Annotated in this window: 28 protein-coding genes and 1 tRNA gene; all 29 read left to right on the forward strand. The window is 59.5% G+C overall.

The features are described from left to right. Window positions 1-174: 174 nt before the first annotated feature. The 29 genes from LB532_RS07250 to LB532_RS07390 all read left to right on the forward strand — a co-directional run bounded on the left by LB532_RS07250 (window position 175) and on the right by LB532_RS07390 (window position 16,340). A complete protein-coding gene (locus LB532_RS07250; RefSeq protein ID WP_224556512.1) occupies window positions 175-351 on the forward strand; it encodes a hypothetical protein in 177 nt (58 codons plus the stop codon). Window positions 352-354: 3 nt separating this feature from the next. Then, entirely contained in the window at window positions 355-1,749 is a 1,395-nt protein-coding gene (locus LB532_RS07255; RefSeq protein WP_224556513.1) for a DUF4942 domain-containing protein, read from the forward strand. 616 nt (window positions 1,750-2,365) lie between these two features. Continuing rightward, window positions 2,366-2,809 carry an HNH endonuclease signature motif containing protein gene (locus LB532_RS30320; protein ID WP_224556650.1) on the forward strand — a complete coding sequence of 148 codons (444 nt, stop codon included), beginning with the start codon at window positions 2,366-2,368 and terminating at the stop codon, window positions 2,807-2,809. Continuing rightward, entirely contained in the window at window positions 2,794-3,156 is a 363-nt protein-coding gene (locus LB532_RS07265; RefSeq protein WP_224556514.1) for a hypothetical protein, read from the forward strand. Before LB532_RS30320 ends, LB532_RS07265 begins: the two co-directional genes overlap by 16 nt. A gap of 288 nt (window positions 3,157-3,444) precedes the next feature. Next, the gene (locus tag LB532_RS07270) at window positions 3,445-3,927 is read left to right on the forward strand and encodes a hypothetical protein (protein WP_224556516.1); all 483 of its coding nucleotides are present in this window, start codon (window positions 3,445-3,447) and stop codon (window positions 3,925-3,927) included. Window positions 3,928-3,932: 5 nt separating this feature from the next. Beyond that, complete coding sequence (locus tag LB532_RS07275) at window positions 3,933-4,496, forward strand: helix-turn-helix domain-containing protein (protein ID WP_224556518.1); 564 nt, start codon at window positions 3,933-3,935, stop codon at window positions 4,494-4,496. Between the two features lie 262 nt (window positions 4,497-4,758). Then, window positions 4,759-4,929 carry a hypothetical protein gene (locus LB532_RS07280; RefSeq protein ID WP_224556520.1) on the forward strand — a complete coding sequence of 57 codons (171 nt, stop codon included), beginning with the start codon at window positions 4,759-4,761 and terminating at the stop codon, window positions 4,927-4,929. Beyond that, window positions 4,930-5,121 carry a hypothetical protein gene (locus tag LB532_RS07285; RefSeq protein ID WP_224556523.1) on the forward strand — a complete coding sequence of 64 codons (192 nt, stop codon included), beginning with the start codon at window positions 4,930-4,932 and terminating at the stop codon, window positions 5,119-5,121. A gap of 5 nt (window positions 5,122-5,126) precedes the next feature. Next, complete coding sequence (locus tag LB532_RS07290) at window positions 5,127-5,366, forward strand: hypothetical protein (RefSeq protein WP_224556526.1); 240 nt, start codon at window positions 5,127-5,129, stop codon at window positions 5,364-5,366. Between the two features lie 4 nt (window positions 5,367-5,370). After that, window positions 5,371-5,964, forward strand: coding sequence for a hypothetical protein (locus tag LB532_RS07295; RefSeq protein WP_224556529.1), 594 nt, complete (start codon window positions 5,371-5,373; stop codon window positions 5,962-5,964). 78 nt (window positions 5,965-6,042) lie between these two features. Further along, window positions 6,043-6,114, forward strand: a tRNA-Gly gene (locus LB532_RS07300). Window positions 6,115-6,286: 172 nt separating this feature from the next. Next, entirely contained in the window at window positions 6,287-6,463 is a 177-nt protein-coding gene (locus tag LB532_RS07305) for a hypothetical protein (protein WP_224556531.1), read from the forward strand. A gap of 22 nt (window positions 6,464-6,485) precedes the next feature. Further along, complete coding sequence (locus LB532_RS07310; protein ID WP_224556533.1) at window positions 6,486-6,836, forward strand: hypothetical protein; 351 nt, start codon at window positions 6,486-6,488, stop codon at window positions 6,834-6,836. Window positions 6,837-6,893: 57 nt separating this feature from the next. Beyond that, complete coding sequence (locus LB532_RS07315; RefSeq protein WP_224556535.1) at window positions 6,894-7,298, forward strand: hypothetical protein; 405 nt, start codon at window positions 6,894-6,896, stop codon at window positions 7,296-7,298. Further along, entirely contained in the window at window positions 7,298-7,447 is a 150-nt protein-coding gene (locus tag LB532_RS07320) for a hypothetical protein (protein WP_224556536.1), read from the forward strand. The genes LB532_RS07315 and LB532_RS07320 overlap by 1 nt, the downstream gene beginning before the upstream one ends. Before the next feature lie 19 nt (window positions 7,448-7,466). Further along, window positions 7,467-7,874 (forward strand): terminase small subunit, encoded by a 408-nt coding sequence (locus tag LB532_RS07325; protein WP_224556538.1) that lies wholly within the window; start codon window positions 7,467-7,469, stop codon window positions 7,872-7,874. After that, complete coding sequence (locus tag LB532_RS07330; protein ID WP_224556539.1) at window positions 7,871-9,223, forward strand: phage terminase large subunit; 1,353 nt, start codon at window positions 7,871-7,873, stop codon at window positions 9,221-9,223. Before LB532_RS07325 ends, LB532_RS07330 begins: the two co-directional genes overlap by 4 nt. Continuing rightward, the gene (locus LB532_RS07335; RefSeq protein WP_224556540.1) at window positions 9,220-9,459 is read left to right on the forward strand and encodes a hypothetical protein; all 240 of its coding nucleotides are present in this window, start codon (window positions 9,220-9,222) and stop codon (window positions 9,457-9,459) included. Before LB532_RS07330 ends, LB532_RS07335 begins: the two co-directional genes overlap by 4 nt. Window positions 9,460-9,468: 9 nt before the next feature. Then, entirely contained in the window at window positions 9,469-9,681 is a 213-nt protein-coding gene (locus tag LB532_RS07340) for a hypothetical protein (RefSeq protein ID WP_224556541.1), read from the forward strand. A gap of 4 nt (window positions 9,682-9,685) precedes the next feature. Further along, entirely contained in the window at window positions 9,686-11,326 is a 1,641-nt protein-coding gene (locus tag LB532_RS07345) for a portal protein (RefSeq protein WP_224556543.1), read from the forward strand. Next, the gene (locus LB532_RS07350) at window positions 11,323-11,544 is read left to right on the forward strand and encodes a hypothetical protein (protein ID WP_224556544.1); all 222 of its coding nucleotides are present in this window, start codon (window positions 11,323-11,325) and stop codon (window positions 11,542-11,544) included. Before LB532_RS07345 ends, LB532_RS07350 begins: the two co-directional genes overlap by 4 nt. Before the next feature lie 124 nt (window positions 11,545-11,668). After that, window positions 11,669-11,950 (forward strand): hypothetical protein, encoded by a 282-nt coding sequence (locus tag LB532_RS07355; RefSeq protein ID WP_224556546.1) that lies wholly within the window; start codon window positions 11,669-11,671, stop codon window positions 11,948-11,950. 112 nt (window positions 11,951-12,062) lie between these two features. Further along, entirely contained in the window at window positions 12,063-12,374 is a 312-nt protein-coding gene (locus LB532_RS07360; RefSeq protein WP_224556548.1) for a hypothetical protein, read from the forward strand. Continuing rightward, entirely contained in the window at window positions 12,371-13,396 is a 1,026-nt protein-coding gene (locus LB532_RS07365) for a hypothetical protein (RefSeq protein ID WP_224556549.1), read from the forward strand. The genes LB532_RS07360 and LB532_RS07365 overlap by 4 nt, the downstream gene beginning before the upstream one ends. A gap of 228 nt (window positions 13,397-13,624) precedes the next feature. Further along, window positions 13,625-14,461, forward strand: a complete 837-nt coding sequence (locus LB532_RS07370; RefSeq protein WP_224556550.1) for a phage capsid protein — start codon at window positions 13,625-13,627, stop codon at window positions 14,459-14,461. Window positions 14,462-14,472: 11 nt separating this feature from the next. Next, complete coding sequence (locus tag LB532_RS07375; RefSeq protein WP_224556551.1) at window positions 14,473-14,739, forward strand: hypothetical protein; 267 nt, start codon at window positions 14,473-14,475, stop codon at window positions 14,737-14,739. A gap of 101 nt (window positions 14,740-14,840) precedes the next feature. Continuing rightward, window positions 14,841-15,296, forward strand: coding sequence for a hypothetical protein (locus LB532_RS07380; protein ID WP_224556553.1), 456 nt, complete (start codon window positions 14,841-14,843; stop codon window positions 15,294-15,296). Next, complete coding sequence (locus LB532_RS07385; protein WP_224556556.1) at window positions 15,293-15,718, forward strand: hypothetical protein; 426 nt, start codon at window positions 15,293-15,295, stop codon at window positions 15,716-15,718. Before LB532_RS07380 ends, LB532_RS07385 begins: the two co-directional genes overlap by 4 nt. Beyond that, window positions 15,711-16,340 carry a hypothetical protein gene (locus LB532_RS07390; RefSeq protein WP_224556559.1) on the forward strand — a complete coding sequence of 210 codons (630 nt, stop codon included), beginning with the start codon at window positions 15,711-15,713 and terminating at the stop codon, window positions 16,338-16,340. Before LB532_RS07385 ends, LB532_RS07390 begins: the two co-directional genes overlap by 8 nt.

Genomic DNA, 16,340 nt, shown 5'->3' on the forward strand with positions numbered 1-16,340 from the left:
AAACCCCGCTCATCGCTTCGGCAAAGGACGTGATAGGTGGAAGCAGAAGTTTCCAAAGCTTGACGGCACGACTACCGAGTTGACGTTTCTCGGTCCCAAGAACCCGAGCCGCTGGCTGCCACACCAGGGGAAGCAGGAATGCGCGCGCCGCCTCCGGCAGATGGAGGCGAGGGCATGAACGCTCACACCAGCTTGACCAAGATCCAGGTCGAAGACTCCGACGAGCCTGAGACACCAGTATCTCACCCAATCCTCATGCTGGTGCTTCTCATTGCAGCCGGATGGGCTGCAACGGGTGGTGCTCTCTATTCCGCATACCGCGCGATTGAAGCCCTCGCAGGCTGGGAGTAGAGCGTGAACGCAATTGCCCGACAGAGCACCGTCATCGACCTGATCGAGGAATACGATCAGAAGCGCGAGGCCATGGAAGCCGAGGTCAAAGCTTTCGAGGCGGCCTATTCGCGACTGGAGATGGCGGCTTGCATCCAAGGCAAGTTCGCCGGCCCGGTTTCCCAGCACAGGCCCTACGTTAGTGCTGAGACGCTGAAGCGTAACCTCTGCAAATCCGGGTGGAAGGCTGTCTATGACCGCCTCCAGATCGACCGCATCGCCAGTGCGCGCGACCGCAGGCTTTTCGACCAGACGATTGAGAATCCTCCAGAACTGACGTTCGACAATGCCAAGGCGACATTCGGCGATTATCTGGAGCGGCCCCGGCATCATATCCTGCGAGGCCTAGCCGAGACGTTCGCCGATCTCGACCCTGCCTATAAGTCCCATTCGAAGGTGAAGATCGGCGTCAAAGGCTTGCCGAAACGCGTCATCCTCAGTTCGTGGGGCAGCTATTCGGACACCTATGGCAAGAACAAGCTACGCGACATCGTGAATGCGCTCGCTGCGTATCGCGGCCAGCCGTTGATGGAATGGGAGGAGTTCAACGCCATCGCCATCATGCATCGCGCCGGAGATGATGCGATCCTTGATGGGCGCCAAGCCGAAGAGACAGATCGATATGGCAAGGTGACGATCGGTCAGACGGTTGATCGGGGCATGACAATCCGCAAGTTCGGCAATGGCAACGCGCATGTGTTCTTCGCGCCGGCAACCCTTCTCGACATCAATCGCGCACTTGCCGAGTTCTATGGCGAGGTTCTGCCGGATGCCGAAGAGGAAAACGCCACGCCGCGCGCCGGCACGGCAGTCTCGAAAGACCTGCAATTCTATTGGTCCCCGCCCGGTGTGATCGAACGGGCGCTGGAGTTCGCTGGCGTCTACAATCTTAGGGAATGGCGGAACAACCCGCCCGAGCCTTCGCGCATCCTCGAGCCGTCGTGCGGTGACGGCCGGATCATGGATTCGATCCGCGCACGTGGGCATCGTGTCTTCGGCATCGAAGTTCATGCGGGGCGTGCAGCCGAAGCGCGGGCTAAGGGTCACAATGTCCTGACTGCCAACTTCCTCGAGCATCCTGCCCGAGCCGAGTTCGACATGGTGGTGATGAACCCGCCGTTCTATGGCCGGCACTACGTCAAGCATGTTCGCCACGCGCTGGAATTCCTGAAGCCGGGCGCCGCGCTGGTGTCCATCCTCCCGGCAACTGCCTGGTACGACCATGGCGACCTCCAAGGCGACTGGACGGACTTGCCTGTAGGCAGCTTCGCCGAGGCTGGGACGAACGTCCCGACAGGAATACTGAAGATCCGCAACCCAATCCTCGCCTCACGTGAAACGAGGCACCGGCATGGCTAAACGCGGCGAAGTACAGCGCTACTATGTTGAAGTCGTTCTGGCCCACGACAGCGACGACTGCTTAATCTGGCCATTTGGCAATACTCGCGGGCGCGGGCGCATGTCCCTTAAAGGGCGCGGTACATTCGTTAGCCGCCAAGTTTGTGAGGAAGTAAACGGGCCCCCCCCCAACGCCAGAACATGAAGCGGCGCATTCATGCGGAAACGGTCATTTAGGCTGCGTCACCAAGCGACATCTTTCATGGAAAACACCGAAGGAAAACCAGGCGGATAAATTGGTGCATGGGACATATCCGTTTGGCGAACGGAATGGACTGTCAAAGCTCACGGCAGCAGACGTGCATGAAATACGCGCGCTACAAGGAAAAATACAGCAGAAAGAAATCGCTAATAGATTTGGTGTGTCTCCCAGCAACGTCAGTTTTATTCACGCGAGAAAATCATGGTCGTGGTTGTAAATCTCCCCTGGCCCCCGCGCGAGCTGCATCCAAGCGGCTGTAGCGTGGATGGGTGCGACAAGCCTCACAGGTCGAAGGGCTTTTGCTACATGCATTTGCGCCGCTTACAGCGGCATGGCGATCCGCTTGCCACGGCCAAAACGCCCAATGGCGAGCCGATGCGCTTCCTCCTTAACGACGCCCTAAACTTTTCCGGGGAAGTGTGCCTTGCTTGGCCATACAACAAAGATGAGCATGGCTATCCACTAGTGCGGAACAAAGGCCGTGCGCGTCGAGCGCATCGGATACTTTGTGAAGCTGCGCATGGCCCTCAACCGTCACCGGAACGCAAAGAAGTCGCTCATGGATGCGGAAAACCTTGCTGCGTCAATCCTCGCCATCTGCGATGGGCGACCCCCAAGGAAAACCAAGCCGACAAAATTCTTCACGGCACGACCAATCGTGGCGAGCGCCAAGGTCGATCCAAACTAACGGCAAGCGATGTTCTCAGGATTCGAGAACTCGAAGGCAAGGTTAGCCGAAGAGAAATAGCGGAAATGTTTGGCGTTCGCTCGGGCGCGATAGACAAGATCATTTGGGGTCAGCGATGGTCATGGTTATAACCCTTCCTTGGCCTCCCAGAGAGTGCCACCCGAACTTTAGAGGGCACTGGTCCAAGCGCGCCAAGGCAGCAAAGGAATGCCGCACGCTCGGCTGGGGCCTGACGCTGGCCGCCGGCATCCGGCGCAATGATCCAGACATTCCCAACCCTCTGAAGGTTACGGCGGTGTTCTGCCCTCCCGACAATCGCCGCAGGGACCGGGACGGGATGCTTTCGAACATCAAGAATTACCTCGACGGGATCGCCGACGTAATCGGCATTGACGATTCAAATTGGGAAATCGCCATCCGCAAAGAGGCGTCAGTAAAGGGTGGATGCGTCCGTATCGAACTTGAGGCAGCCGCATGAACGAAATCCTCGCCAACTTGATGGCCGTCCTCGACGCGGAGCGCGCCCGCGCCGTCTTCGATCACAGACGGCTTACCATCAAAAAGCCATTGACAGCCTACGGGGCGAAGCTCCTGGCCAATAAGCTCGCTGCTTGGGGCGATGCCAATGAAGCGGCAGACATCATGATCGAGCGCTGCTGGCAAGGCTTCGAGGTGGAATGGGTGCGAGATCGAAGGCGAGGCTCCCCGCCAGCCGGCAAGCGCATGAACGCGGTCGAGGCCAATCTCTCTCTCAGGATGATCCGAAATGAACCAGCAAGCCGAGGATGCGATTACGTGGATGCTGAACGAGTTCGGCCAGACCAACCAGGATTACCAAGTCCGGTTGCTGACGCTGGGCAAGCTTTTGGAAGAGCAGAGCGATCTCGCCATCATTGAGGCGGCGAAGCGGTTCGCGGCGGGCGATGTCGAAGGCCAGTCCATGACCTTCCCCCCAACGGGACCAGAGTTCGTTGCAGAAGCCCGCAAGCGGCAGGAGCTTATCGACCTGATGGCCAAGCCACGGTTACCGGCCCCGCGCTATTTCCCCGGCCCGCTCGCACCCTTCCAGGTTCGGCAACAGAAGCGATTGGCAGAAAACGCACACCTCCCGGTCCTGTTCGAAAACATCACCTACGATCAATGGCGAAAGATGAGCGCGGCCAAGGAAATTCCGGTTGGAGCGAAATGGATCGCAACGCTAGGGATCGTTTATGGACCGGCCCCAAAACAGCAAGCAGCAGCGGAGTGAGTAACATGCAAGTGTATTCGTATAGGGCAACCGAGCGTGGCATTCGCGAGCGCCAGACCGTGCGGCAAATGCCGGTATCAGGCGAGATTGTCGAATCTGCGCAAATCATTCGCTCGGCTCGCCTTAAGGCCAAGGCTGAGGCTGAAAAGATCATCAATGAAGCCCGCTCCTATGCTGCCGAGCTGATCGCGGAGGCCATTGCGATGAAGGAGGAAGCGGAAGCGCGGGCGGGGAAGGTTCTTGGGGCAGCCGGTCTCAGGAGCGACGACATGGTGAACCGAACTCCAGCCGCCGATCTCATCAAGTCCGTTGCCGACAAGCACTGCATTACCGTGGATGACATCAAGGGCTATGGCCGCAGCGATGTCATCACCGCCATTCGGTTCGAGGCGATCGCGCTGGTTTACTCAGAGCGCCCCGATCTTTCGTTGCCGCAGATAGCCAGGATTTTCAATCGTGACCACACATCGATTTTGCATGCGGTGGAAAAGGCAGGCGTCTATCGACCGACGAGGGCTAGGCGAGACGACGCCATGGCTAAAGAGGGCTGCGCGATGGGCCAAGGGTGAAGACATGAGCGAGAAAACTGTCTGGACTTGCGACGGGTGCGACGAGGAAAGGGTTATGGCCCCGGCTCCGCACAAGGGTGATTGGAGGCGCATTACGGTGACTCTTGGGGGCTTCAGCGGGTATCCGGTTGGCTCCCACGCTGATGGCGAGCGCAGCTATGAGCTTTGCCCATCCTGTCAGCAGCATCTCTATACGCGGGCGAGCCCTAGGTCATGGGCTCGTGCGAGCGCTGAAGCCTCTCCCACAAAGCAGGAGGAGTAGATGAAGCGCCTTTATCCGCTCTTCTCCATCCCGCTCTGGTTTGGCCGCCTGAACTTCAAGCTCGCCAAGCACACGCTGTTTAGCGAGCGCTACGGATTCCGCCCCAGCATGACAATTGGGAAGTACCGCATCACGTGGGTTCGATACCGAAAACTGAAGTGGGATGAATAGATGAAAGACATTATAACATTCTGTGGCATCAGTTCTCTAGTAGGGATGCTGATTGGAGCAGTCGCGGCGCTAATCTCTGTCATCTGGGATGCTGATTTTGCCTTAAGGCTCAGCGGAACGGCCATGGTCGTATGCGGCGCTGTGTTCGGTGCCGCGCTCTTCGCAACCAATTCGCCGCTCTATCGGGATTGACCCTCATGGCCTTCCCCCCAGACATCCGCAAGAAGGCTGAGGCTTGCCTTACGCCCAATCAATGGAACCCAGACACTGTTTCGGCCATCGCGCACGCTCTAATGGATGAGCGGGAGCGCTGCGCAACGATTGCGGAAACTATCAACGCTCGCAAGGTCTACTTCGATGACCGCCGTTTCTACGCGGTTGGCGTCGGGGAGGACATCGCTGCTGAAATCCGCTCCCCATCCTCCCCAAAGGAATAAACACATGAAGGCAGCTACCAAAGCGGCGAAGCTGAGAGCAAAGCGCGAACGCGGCAGGCCGAGAGCAGAGGGGCCACGGGAGCCGAGTGGGCGCGTGTCACGTTCTGGGATCGATAGCGAGGCACCGGACAAGACGGCAATCTCTGTCCGTGTCCGCATGATGGGCATAACAGAAGACCAGGCCAAGGATCAGAAGGCGGGCAGCTTCATCGGCTACCTCAACATGATCGGGCCGCGCGATGGACTGTCGGACGACCAGTACGAAGGCGCGCTGGAATATTTGCGCTTCCGCGAGCGCCTGTTGCGGGCGATCAAGTCGCCTGCCGCAATCTACGATCCGGAAGCGCGCGGTTCAGGGGATGGCGAGATATCCGAGGCTTATGAGAAGTGGTGTAAATCGACTGTTCAGGAGTGGACGGCCCTCAAGCAGGCGATCCAGGGCGAGCAAAATTATTGCCGCGGCAACCTGTGGGCGGCCCTCCAATACGTGGTTATCGAGGACAAGCCAATGCATCACATGATCGGTGAAACCCGTCTTCTGTGCAACGTTTTTGCGCGCCACTTCAAAACCATGCAAGAAAATCGCCATGCCGCTTGACTTCGGCGCGCAAATCAGGTTTTGTGACGTTATGTCATCACTCAGACTTGCGTCTGAAGGACAGCAAATCCCCAATTCGCGGGCTTCTTCGAGATGAAGCAAGAGCCTTCCAAGCTCCCAAGGTCGGTTTGACTCCGACAGTCCGCTCCAAACCAAGAAATTGCAGGCCGGAGCGAGTGTTGGTCGCCTGACCACGTTGCGGATAAGCGCGCAATCGTCATGACTGCGCCGCCTGCAAGCCAGACCGTCGAGGACGCGGGTTATGTCCCGCCGCCCGTTACGCGGGTTGGAATCCCCTCGATGGCCCTCATGCGGAACACAAATGGCTGAACCCCGCCAGATCACAGAGATAGCCGAGAGGGAAACCGCGTTCTTCCTCTCTGAGCATGCTCGTCAGGCAATCTACACAGCAACCAGTCTCGCGGCCCACACCATGCCGCTCCCGGCCGTCGTCAAATACCTGCGTGACCTGGCCGACCAGATCGAAGACTTCGGATAACTCCCAAAGAAGGGAAAGCCCCATGTCCGTTAGGCCAGATGCGGTATCACGCGTCGTCTCTTCTGCGGCAAGCACGAACGCCACCTCGGCGAAGGCCGCCCCAGCCCAGCTCTATTCGGTGATCGGCTACAATACAGCCGCCGCTGTGCTGTACCTCAAGTTCTATGACAAGGCGAGTGCGCCAACGGTCGGCACCGATACGCCCAAGATGACGCTCCCGCTGCCGCCGGCATCCGGCTTCTCGTTCAGTTTCCCGACGCCCTTCGAATTCAAAAAGGGCCTGGCTTATGCGCTGACCGCATTGGCGGCGGATGCCGACACCACGGCGCTGGTATCTGCCGACGTGGTCGGTCTCAACGTCATCTACACCTGAGCGCGCCCGCCGCTCCATCCGGGCACCAAGCAACAGCAATCATAAGGAAGCCCCCTCATGTTCCATTCCCTCTACGGCAAGAAGCTCGGCCTTGACGAGAACAACACCCTGCGCCACGAAGAAGGCTCGATCAGCCTCGATAGCGGCACCAAGACGGCAACGGCTACCGGCACTGGTGCCACGGGAACCGCTACGCTCAACAAGGTGTCGGGCAAGATCACCACTGGCGCCCTGACCACGGCGGCTGCCGCCACGCACGTCCTGACCTTGACCAACTCCAAGATCGCGGCTGCGGATCAGGTTTACGTCTCGGTTGGCAAGGGCACGGCAACCACCGGCACCGTGACGGTTGCGGACGTTCTCCCTGCTGCCGGCTCTGCTGTCATCACGATTCAGAACATCCATGCCAGTGCGGCCGTCAACGGTACGCTGGTCATCGCGTTCATGGTCGTCAAGGCCTGATGAACCCTCTCGACAGGCGGCGCAACCGTCCTGACCCCGCCGACCAGCGCAAGGCTCAGGAAGAAGTGCGCCGCCAAATCGCCTTGGCAGTCTCGATTGCCGAAAAGAGGGCATTGGCTGCATTGCAGCAAGACACCGTAACCGAGTGAACTGGCTTGGAGGCAGGCCGTGTCCAAGGATGGATTGACCCAAAAGCAGGATGACTTCGCCCTCGCATTCGTTGAGACAGGCAATGCGTCAGAAGCCTATCGACGGTCGTTTGACGTAGGCGAAGACACTAAGCCTGAAACCATCTGGAGCGAGGCCAGCCGTCTCCTGGCCAGCCCCAAGGTGTCCGCAAGGGTTCAAGAGCTTCGGGATATGGCCCGCGATATGGCCATGGTTTCCGTTGAATCATTGACAGCCGAGCTGGAAAAGGCCCGCTCACATGCAATGGCCGATCCCAAAGGGGCCGCTGCTGCGGTCTCTGCCATCATGGGCAAGGCGAAGCTTCACAAGCTGCTGGATGACGAGAAGGTGAGCGCTGGCGTTTTGGTTAATGTGACCATCGCCTCCAAGGACGCCGGCATCCTGTGATCTTCAAGCTCACGCCGAAGCAGGAAGCCCAAGTCGCTCTCATCTCGTCAGACGCCACGCATGTCATGGCTTATGGCGGTTCGAGATCGGGCAAGACATTCGGTTTCGTTCGGGCTGTCCTCATCCGCGCACTGGCTCACAAGAGCCGCCACGCGATGCTGCGCTACCGGTTCAACCATATCAAGGCATCGATCGTCCTCGATACGCTGCCCAAGGTGATGGAACTCTGTTTCCCCGGCGTTGCCGACAACTGCAAGCTGGACAAGACCGACTGGTACTATTCCTTGCCCAACGGCTCGGAAATCTGGTTCGGCGGCCTGGACGACAAGGAGCGCACCGAAAAGATCCTCGGGCAGGAGTATGCGACGCTCTACCTCAATGAGTGCTCGCAGATCCCATATGCCTCACGCAACATGGCGATCACGCGTCTTGCCCAGAAGACGCCGCTACGGCTCAAAGCCTATTATGATTGCAACCCGCCTGGAATGGCGCACTGGACCTATCGCCTCTTTGTCGAACGCCGTGATCCTGATCGCAGAACGCCGGTAGCCAATCCCGGCAACTTCGCCGCGATCATGATGAACCCGAAGGACAACGAAGCCAACCTCGATCCGAAATACCTGGAAGAACTCCAGAGCATGTCGGAATCGATGCGGCGCCGCTTTTGGCTTGGACAGTTCGCGGATGTCACTGATACCGCACTTTGGACGCTGGAGCTTCTCGATCAGCAGAGGGTTGTAGACGGCAAGGTCCCCGACATGGTTCGCATCGTGGTCGCGGTCGATCCTTCAGGGGTGTCCGGCGAGGAAGACAAGCGCTCCGATGAGGTCGGGATAGTCGTTTGCGGTCTCGGCAAGGACGGGCGGGGGTACATCCTCGAAGACCTTTCAGGGCGCATGGCACCCGCTCAATGGGGTGCTGCGGTAGTTTCGGCCTATGACCGGCACGAAGCCGATTGCGTGGTTGCGGAAGAGAATTTCGGCGGCGCGATGGTGCAGGAGATCATCCGCAGCGCCAGTGCAGACAGCAGCCGCAAGACGGGCGGCCCGGTACCGTACAGGTCCGTGAGGGCCAGCCGAGGCAAGATTGCCAGGGCCGAACCGATCGCCACTCTCTTCGATCAACAGAAGGTCTCTCTCGTTGGGTTGTTCCCCGAGATGGAAGACCAGCTCTGCGCCATGACGACAGCAGGCTATGTGGGCTCGCGTTCACCGGATCGGGCTGACGCAATGATCTGGGGTCTGGCGTCGCTGTTCCCGGCCATGACGAAACAGAATGCAGGACCGAACGGACACCGGCCACCAGTTGTCAATCTGGGCCACACCAACATGAAGCGGAGGCGCGCATGAACCAGAACACGGCTGGAGCGGTACTGCTGCTCATTCTCGCGGCTGCCGGCTTCCATACCAATACACCGGTCGCCTGGTGGTTTGCCGGTCTCACCGCCGCACTTGCCTTCTTGGCCGAAGAGGCCCGTGCATATCATGAAGTCCATGGCGGGTTTAATGCCGCTGCCGTTCGCTTCGGCCTTGCGGTGGCCTCGTGGGCCACCGTCGTTATCTCTGCAATTTCACTGCTCACATAGGAGAGCCTCATGGGTTTTCTATTCCCCAAAGCCCCGAAGCCGGCTGAAGCTGCCCGCATGCCGACGCCCGAAGACACGAGCGTCGTTGCCGCTGAGGATCGCCAGCGCCGTCAGATCGCCCAGCGTTCGGGCAGGGCGTCCACCGTGCTTTCCCGGCCGTCTGGCGGGGCGAGCGCGGGCACCACCAGCTACGGCAACAGCCTCCTGGGATCGGCGGGCTAACTGAATGGACACGCGCGCCCGCGAGTTGGTCTCCATCGGAGATAAGCTTTTCGCAAAAAAGCGCCAATGGGACGAGCTTTGCCAGGATATAGCGCTGAACTTCTACCCGTTCCGTGCGGACTTCACCACGGTGTTTACGCTCGGGGATGATTTCTCTCGCGACCTGATGGACAGCTACACGGTCCAGGCGCGCGAAACCCTCGGCAACACCATTGGGGCTCTGCTGCGGCAAGGCGACTGGTTCTCCGTCAAGACTGGCCTTGAGGAGCTTGACGAAGATCCCGCGAACGCTCGCTGGCTGGAATACGCGACCACGCATTTCCGTCGGCTGGTCTATGATCGCCGCGCCAATTTCGTCCGCGCCACCAATGAAGCCGATCATGACTGGGTGGCGTTCGGCAATCCTGTCCTGTCGGTCGAGGAAAGCCCGGATCGGACGCACTTCCTGTTCCGCGACTGGCATCCCAAGGAATGCGCGTGGATGGAGAACGCGGTCGGCAGGATCGACCACAACCAGCGCAACATGCCGATGACCGCCCGCAACATGAAGCGCCGCTGGCCCAAGACCATCCATTCCGATGTCGTTCTGGCGGCCGAGAAGGAGCCGTCAAAGGAATTCAAGGTTCGCCACGTCGTTCTGCCGTTCGAGGAGATATATGGCGACGACAAGGCCAAGCGCCGCCAGTACAAGGACAATCCGTTCTGCTCGCTCTACATCGATTGCGAGCACCAGAATGTCTTGGGCGAGGGGCCGCTACCGGTCTTCAACTACGTCATCCCTCGCTGGCGCACCGTGTCGAGCTTTCCACAGGGTTTCAGCCCAGCCACCATCAATGCGCTGCCCGATGGCAGAATGCTTCAGTCGCTGGCTCGCATCCTCCTGGAGCAGGGCGAGAAGGCTATTGACCCGCCAATGTACGGCAGGGGCGAAATCTTCCGCGATGCCGTCAACCGCTATGCCGGTGGCCTGACCTATGTCGATCTCGAGACGGACCAGAAAATCCAGGATGCCATGATGTTCGAGCAGCCTTCGAATGGCTTGAGCATGGGCATGGAAATGAAGCAGGACGTTCGCAACCTTATTGCGGAATCGTTCTTGCTCAACAAGATCAATCTGCCGCCGCAGCAAAAGACCGCATTCGAGACGCAGGCGAGGCTTGAGGAATACCGCAGGGCCATCCTGCCGTTCACCGGGCCCATCGAGAGCGAATACCATCTGCCGTTACTGGACATCGGTTTCCAGATGGCGGTGCGCAACAAGGCGTTCAATATCGAGGATATGCCCAAGGCGCTGTCCGATGCCGACGTGACCTTCATCTTCGACGGCCCGCTCAACACCGTGCAGGGCAGGCAGAACGTGCAGGCTTTCCAGGAATCGGTGCAGATCCTTGCTGGCGGTGCGCAGTTCGACAAGACAATCCCGGCAATGATGGATTTCAAGCAGATGACCAAGGATGCCGTGCGCGGCACCCAAGCGCCGGCCGACTGGTTCGCGGATGAACAGGCACAAGAGGAAGGCGCGGACCAGATCGATCAGGTCGCAAAGCTCACGCAGGCCGCCGAGTTCCTACAGGGCGGCGCACAGGTTGGCGGACAGGTCGCGGACACCGCTGTGAAACTGCAACAGGCAGGCTTGGCCGCGTGAGCGAAACCCCGCAGATCGGCAGGGTAGCCGAGTTCATCATCATGTCGGGCTGGATACTGCTCGTCGTGGTGTGCTTCTGCACCATTCTTGAGGTCTGCTATCTCGCGATGAGCGGGGCGGCAATAAGCGACCCCTTGCAAAAGCTGGCGTTCACATCGGCTGGCTTTCTGTTTGGCTCCTTCCCGACGATGGTCAAGGATCTGATCAATGCGCGGTAGCGCGCTCTTGCTGCTCATTGCGCTGGCCGGCTGCGTTACTCATCGCGATATGCCACGTGAAACATCGCTCGGCATCACGGCGCTTTTGAAGCAGAACCTCAATCGCAAACCATAGGAGGCAACTATGGCGATTGGAAAAGTGAAGGTTGGCGAAAGCCACGAACGCCTGATGCATGCCATCGGCGAAACTATCCGCATCCACACATCTCAATCGCCTATGAGCGTTGAGGCGATCGCTGGCGTACTGGCGTTCTGTGCCGGCGCTGCGATCGGTAGAGGATCGAAAGGCCGGATTGAACGGCGCCAGTATCGAGAGATGGCCGTCGCTAATATCGACTTTGGTTTGGAAGCGATGGTCTCCAGCATGGCCAACAGCAGCCTCATTCTGCCTGAGGGTTTCCAGTGAGCACAGCCGTCGCAGTTATGCTCATCGCTGCGGCCTTTGTTGGCGGCATCGTCCTAGCAATGGTGCTCACCTACATCGCGGTCTGCGCCGCCATCGCAAAGGCGCTTGGCTGGTGACGGAAGCGCATTCCCCGGCCGCCTACGACAAAGACATCCTCATGGCCATTAGAGCCGTGATCGCCGGCAAGGCCAATGAAGGCCAGCAGCAGATGGCAATGGACTGGATCATCCATCAGGTCTGCAACTACTACGACCTCAGCTACCGGTCTGGTGGCGAGGATGGCCGCAGGGCAACCGACTTTCACGAGGGGCGCCGCTTTGCTGGCGCGCAGATCGTGAAGATGACCCGCCCTGAAACGCTCAAGGCTCTCGAAGCTCAAGCGGCCAAACCAGTTCGAGGCAAGAGGCAAGAGGCGAAGGAATGACCGAACAGACAGGCGATATCGTCGCCGATAAGGTGGACGACACCACGAAGACTGCCGATGACGCCGGGAAGGCAGTTGAGGCGGGCAAGGATAAGGCGGCAGACGCGTCGAAGGCTTCCGACGCAGCAAAGACCGGCGCAGACAAACCGGCGTCTGGCGAGGCTGCAAAAGAGTTCGTCGCCGACTCCACCAAGTCCGATGAGGAAAACGCAGCGGCGCTTGCCGAGTTCGAGAAGGCCAATCCTCCGAAAAAGGATGAAGCCGCCCTCCCGGACAACTGGCGCGAACTAGCGGCCGGCAAAGACGAGGATGTTCTTAAGCTCCTGAAGCGCTACGGCTCGCTCTCCGGCGTTGCAAAGGCGCTTGTCGAGAAGGAAAAGATCATCCGATCTGGGAAGTCCAAGACCTCAATGCCTGATCCTTCCGATGAAAAGGCAATGGCAGCCTGGCGCAAGGAAGAAGGCATCCCGGACGATCCGACCGGCTACAAGCTGCCGGAAACCGTCACCAAGCGCATGGTGGACGAGGACAAGCCCATCCTGTCCAGCTTCACGGAGTTCGCGCACAAGAAGAACGCGCCGCCCGCCGTGGTCGAGATTGCCTCTGAATGGTACGTCGAGATGGCAGAGGCGGCGGCAACAAAGCAGGCGGAGGAAGACAGAGCCGCCTCCGAAAATGCAGAGGATGCCCTCCGCAAAGATTGGGCGCACGGCGAATACAAGGCCAACACCACCATTGCCCATCGCTGGATCGAAACGGTTCCTGGCCTCGGCGCCAAATGGGCGGAAGCCCGTGTCGACGGGCGCAGGCTCGGAGATATCCCCGAATTCATCGCGTGGGCCTCGGATATGGGGCGCGACAAGTTCGGCGATGTCGCCTTCACCACGAGCGACAGTGAGCGCAAGCACACCGCCCGCATCGAAGAGATCAAGAAGATCATCGGGACCGATGAGTACTACGAAAAGGGTCTCGACAAGGAATACGCCACGCTCCTGGAAAAGGAACTGAAGCGCAAGAAATAGGAATTCCTGACGCCAGTCAGAGGATGAATGGCTCGCTTTGGCGGGCCTTTTTACTGTCCGAACGATGGCCACCCCGGCAACGGCCCCATCGAACGGATTTCTTCAAACCGCCCAAGACGTGAAGCCCCGAAGGACACCGGCCACCCCGCGCAAAGCGGCCCCGGAACGCCTGCGGCCACCCTGCGCATCTGCGGCTCCAAACCCCCTCAATCTTGAAAGGATACGATCATGGCTATCGAAGCCGCAATGATTCAGTATCGGCAGGAGTTCGTCGGGGCTTTCGAGCAGCGCGTGAGCCTGCTCAAGGCCATGACGACCAAGGAATCGGTGATCAAGGGCAATCAGGCTACGTTCCTGGTGGCCGGCTCCGGTACCGACACTGCCGTTACCCGTGGGACCAACGGACAGATCCCGTATGGCAACCCGACCAACTCCCAGCAGACCGCGACGCTTGTTGAAAAGCATGCGCCGTATGAGCTGACCGGGTTCAACATCTTCGCCTCGCAGGGCGACCAGAAGCGCATCATGCAGATGAATTCGATGGCGGTCATCAACCGCGACATCGACCTCACCCTGCTTGCTGAGCTTGCCAACGCCACGCAGGACTTCGGCACGGGCACCGCTTCGCTCGCAACCGTTGCCGGCGCTCAGGCTATCCTCGGCAATGCGGATGTCCCCGTGGAAGATGAGAACAATATGTTCTGCATCATCACGCCGGCCTTCCGTGGCTATCTCATGCAGACGACCGAATTCGCTTCGGGCGACTACGTGGAAGTCAAGCCGTTCGGCGGCCCGGCGCGCAAGATGTTCCGCTGGATGGGCATCAACTGGGCCGTTTCGAGCCGCATCACCGGCCTCGGTACGGCATCGGAACTTTGCTACATGTTCCATCGCGACGCCATCGGCTATGCGGTGAACGTGGGTGAGGAGTCGATCGCCATCGGCTACGACGAGAAGCAGGATACGTCCTGGTCTCGCGCCTCCGTCTTCCATGCGGGCAAAATCCTCCAGAACACCGGCATCGTGAAAATCACTCACGACGGCTCGGCGTTCGTGGCCACGTAAGGAGAACGAACATGGCTTATGTCGCTGACAACCTCGCAATGGTCATTAACCCGGTCGGCGGTTCACTGCCGCGCGTGTTTCTGTACCTCAACGCTACCCCGGATGCGGACGCCACCATTATCGGCGCTTCCTACTTCTCGGACGGCGTGACCAAGGGCATGCGCGTTGGTGATCTTGTCGATGCCGTCAACGTCGGCACCGCCAAGTACAAGCGCTACCAGGTTGCATCGGTCTCTGGTGCAGCCGCCACGGTAGCGGCGCCCGTTGCCATTACCTGATACGCAACCCTGCGGCTTCGGCTGCGGTGTTGCCTCCACCTGCGGTCGAGGGGCCTGGCTTCGGCTGGGCCCCGAACCGCCCCACAAACATGAGGCAAATCATGAAAATTCCCGCGCAGACAGCGGTCAACGCCGCTGACCTTACCCGCACGTTGCGCCGCATGAAAGTCCCGGTCGACATGACGCCGGCGGATGTCATGGTGCCCGGCAACTGGGCCAATGTCTTCAGCAAGGTCTTTGTCGATGATGAGGTGATCGTCTGGCCGGAAGACCGCGCCTGGCGCCTACATCTCCTTGTCGTTGAAGTCGGCGTTGGCTTCGTCAAAACGGCTGTTCTGCATTCGCTCGAACTGCACGCGCGTGCCGCTCCTGCCGCCGAGCCCGCCGATATCCCCGATGTCCCGGCCGGCTACAAGGTCAACCATGCCCCCAAGACTGGCTGGCGTGTGCTGACCGAAGATCCGGTCATGGAAGTCAGCCGCAACCACAAGAGCCGGCTCGAAGCAACCTTGGCGGCCATTACCCATGCCGCCAAGGCCAGCGGGCTTGCCGCATGACCACGCTGGCGTATCGGGACGGCATCCTCGCCGCCGATAGTCGTGGCACATGCAACGGGTGGATACAGCCCGGCAAGGAAACCAAGCTGTTTCGTCTTAAGGATGGGCGGGCGGCTGGTGCAACGGGGCAGTGGGCACTTGCCGCTAAACTGTTGAAGTGGATCGAAAGCGACCGGTCTGAAGCGCAGCCCGAAGGCGACGCCCGCATCGTAGCCATCGGGCGAAAGATCGAAGTCTTCGAAGATGGTCACTCCTACATTGAAAGCGCCAAATTCATGGCGTGGGGATCAGGGATGCCGCCAGCTCTGGGTGCTCTGTATGCCGGGGCCTCAGCAGAAGAGGCGGTACGGATAGCGGGCTTGGTCGATACTCTTACGGGCGGCCGGGTCATCTCAATGCAATGCGAGGTTCCCCATGGCTGACCGTCTGGCAATCTATCGCGGCGCGCTCCAGTTGCTCGGCAATGCGGCTGGACTGTCCAGCCTGACCGAAGTCAGCGCGGCCCGCAATGCGCTGGATTCGGCTTGGCAGGATGCTGGCGACTACATGCTCACCCAAGGGCTGTGGAACTTCTCGATTCGCGCAGTCGAGCTTTCCAATGATGAGGACGTGGCCCCGCTGTTCGGCCTCACCTATGCCTTCTCCAAACCGACCGATTGGGTTCGTACCGCCTCCATTTCCTCGGATGGCACGTTTGTCGAAAGCTATGAGAACTATGAGGACGAGACGGGCTATTGGTACGCCAACATCGACCCGCTCTATGTTCGCTATGTTTCGGATGACGACGAATACGGCTGGAACGTCGCGGCATGGCGCCAGCCCTTCGCCAAGACCATGGAAGCCTTCCTCGCCTTCCAATGTGGGCTTCCGATCTCCTCCGATCGCGGCAACCGCAACGATCTCTATGGCATCTACGAAAAGCGGCTGAAGAACGCCAAGACGCTCGACGCCGTCGATGAGCGCGTGCAGTTCAGCCCGCGCGGCCGGCTGGTTCGGTCAAGGCTTCGCTCTTTCGGCGGCACCGACCGGAACGAAAACAACTAG

It is taken from the genome of Mesorhizobium sp. ESP-6-2 (assembly GCF_020164675.1).
GTDB lineage: Bacteria > Pseudomonadota > Alphaproteobacteria > Rhizobiales > Rhizobiaceae > Mesorhizobium.

What these genes read in the sequence shown, in the direction of transcription:
- LB532_RS07250 (WP_224556512.1), top strand. Translation starts at nt 175, where the DNA reads ATGAACGCTCACACCAGCTTGACCAAGATCCAGGTCGAAGACTCCGAC.
- LB532_RS30320 (WP_224556650.1), top strand. Translation starts at nt 2,366, where the DNA reads ATGCGCTTCCTCCTTAACGACGCCCTAAACTTTTCCGGGGAAGTGTGC.
- LB532_RS07265 (WP_224556514.1), top strand. Translation starts at nt 2,794, where the DNA reads ATGGTCATGGTTATAACCCTTCCTTGGCCTCCCAGAGAGTGCCACCCG.
- LB532_RS07270 (WP_224556516.1), top strand. Translation starts at nt 3,445, where the DNA reads ATGAACCAGCAAGCCGAGGATGCGATTACGTGGATGCTGAACGAGTTC.
- LB532_RS07275 (WP_224556518.1), top strand. Translation starts at nt 3,933, where the DNA reads ATGCAAGTGTATTCGTATAGGGCAACCGAGCGTGGCATTCGCGAGCGC.
- LB532_RS07280 (WP_224556520.1), top strand. Translation starts at nt 4,759, where the DNA reads ATGAAGCGCCTTTATCCGCTCTTCTCCATCCCGCTCTGGTTTGGCCGC.
- LB532_RS07285 (WP_224556523.1), top strand. Translation starts at nt 4,930, where the DNA reads ATGAAAGACATTATAACATTCTGTGGCATCAGTTCTCTAGTAGGGATG.
- LB532_RS07290 (WP_224556526.1), top strand. Translation starts at nt 5,127, where the DNA reads ATGGCCTTCCCCCCAGACATCCGCAAGAAGGCTGAGGCTTGCCTTACG.
- LB532_RS07295 (WP_224556529.1), top strand. Translation starts at nt 5,371, where the DNA reads ATGAAGGCAGCTACCAAAGCGGCGAAGCTGAGAGCAAAGCGCGAACGC.
- LB532_RS07305 (WP_224556531.1), top strand. Translation starts at nt 6,287, where the DNA reads ATGGCTGAACCCCGCCAGATCACAGAGATAGCCGAGAGGGAAACCGCG.
- LB532_RS07310 (WP_224556533.1), top strand. Translation starts at nt 6,486, where the DNA reads ATGTCCGTTAGGCCAGATGCGGTATCACGCGTCGTCTCTTCTGCGGCA.
- LB532_RS07315 (WP_224556535.1), top strand. Translation starts at nt 6,894, where the DNA reads ATGTTCCATTCCCTCTACGGCAAGAAGCTCGGCCTTGACGAGAACAAC.
- LB532_RS07320 (WP_224556536.1), top strand. Translation starts at nt 7,298, where the DNA reads ATGAACCCTCTCGACAGGCGGCGCAACCGTCCTGACCCCGCCGACCAG.
- LB532_RS07335 (WP_224556540.1), top strand. Translation starts at nt 9,220, where the DNA reads ATGAACCAGAACACGGCTGGAGCGGTACTGCTGCTCATTCTCGCGGCT.
- LB532_RS07340 (WP_224556541.1), top strand. Translation starts at nt 9,469, where the DNA reads ATGGGTTTTCTATTCCCCAAAGCCCCGAAGCCGGCTGAAGCTGCCCGC.
- LB532_RS07345 (WP_224556543.1), top strand. Translation starts at nt 9,686, where the DNA reads ATGGACACGCGCGCCCGCGAGTTGGTCTCCATCGGAGATAAGCTTTTC.
- LB532_RS07355 (WP_224556546.1), top strand. Translation starts at nt 11,669, where the DNA reads ATGGCGATTGGAAAAGTGAAGGTTGGCGAAAGCCACGAACGCCTGATG.
- LB532_RS07365 (WP_224556549.1), top strand. Translation starts at nt 12,371, where the DNA reads ATGACCGAACAGACAGGCGATATCGTCGCCGATAAGGTGGACGACACC.
- LB532_RS07370 (WP_224556550.1), top strand. Translation starts at nt 13,625, where the DNA reads ATGGCTATCGAAGCCGCAATGATTCAGTATCGGCAGGAGTTCGTCGGG.
- LB532_RS07375 (WP_224556551.1), top strand. Translation starts at nt 14,473, where the DNA reads ATGGCTTATGTCGCTGACAACCTCGCAATGGTCATTAACCCGGTCGGC.
- LB532_RS07380 (WP_224556553.1), top strand. Translation starts at nt 14,841, where the DNA reads ATGAAAATTCCCGCGCAGACAGCGGTCAACGCCGCTGACCTTACCCGC.
- LB532_RS07385 (WP_224556556.1), top strand. Translation starts at nt 15,293, where the DNA reads ATGACCACGCTGGCGTATCGGGACGGCATCCTCGCCGCCGATAGTCGT.
- LB532_RS07390 (WP_224556559.1), top strand. Translation starts at nt 15,711, where the DNA reads ATGGCTGACCGTCTGGCAATCTATCGCGGCGCGCTCCAGTTGCTCGGC.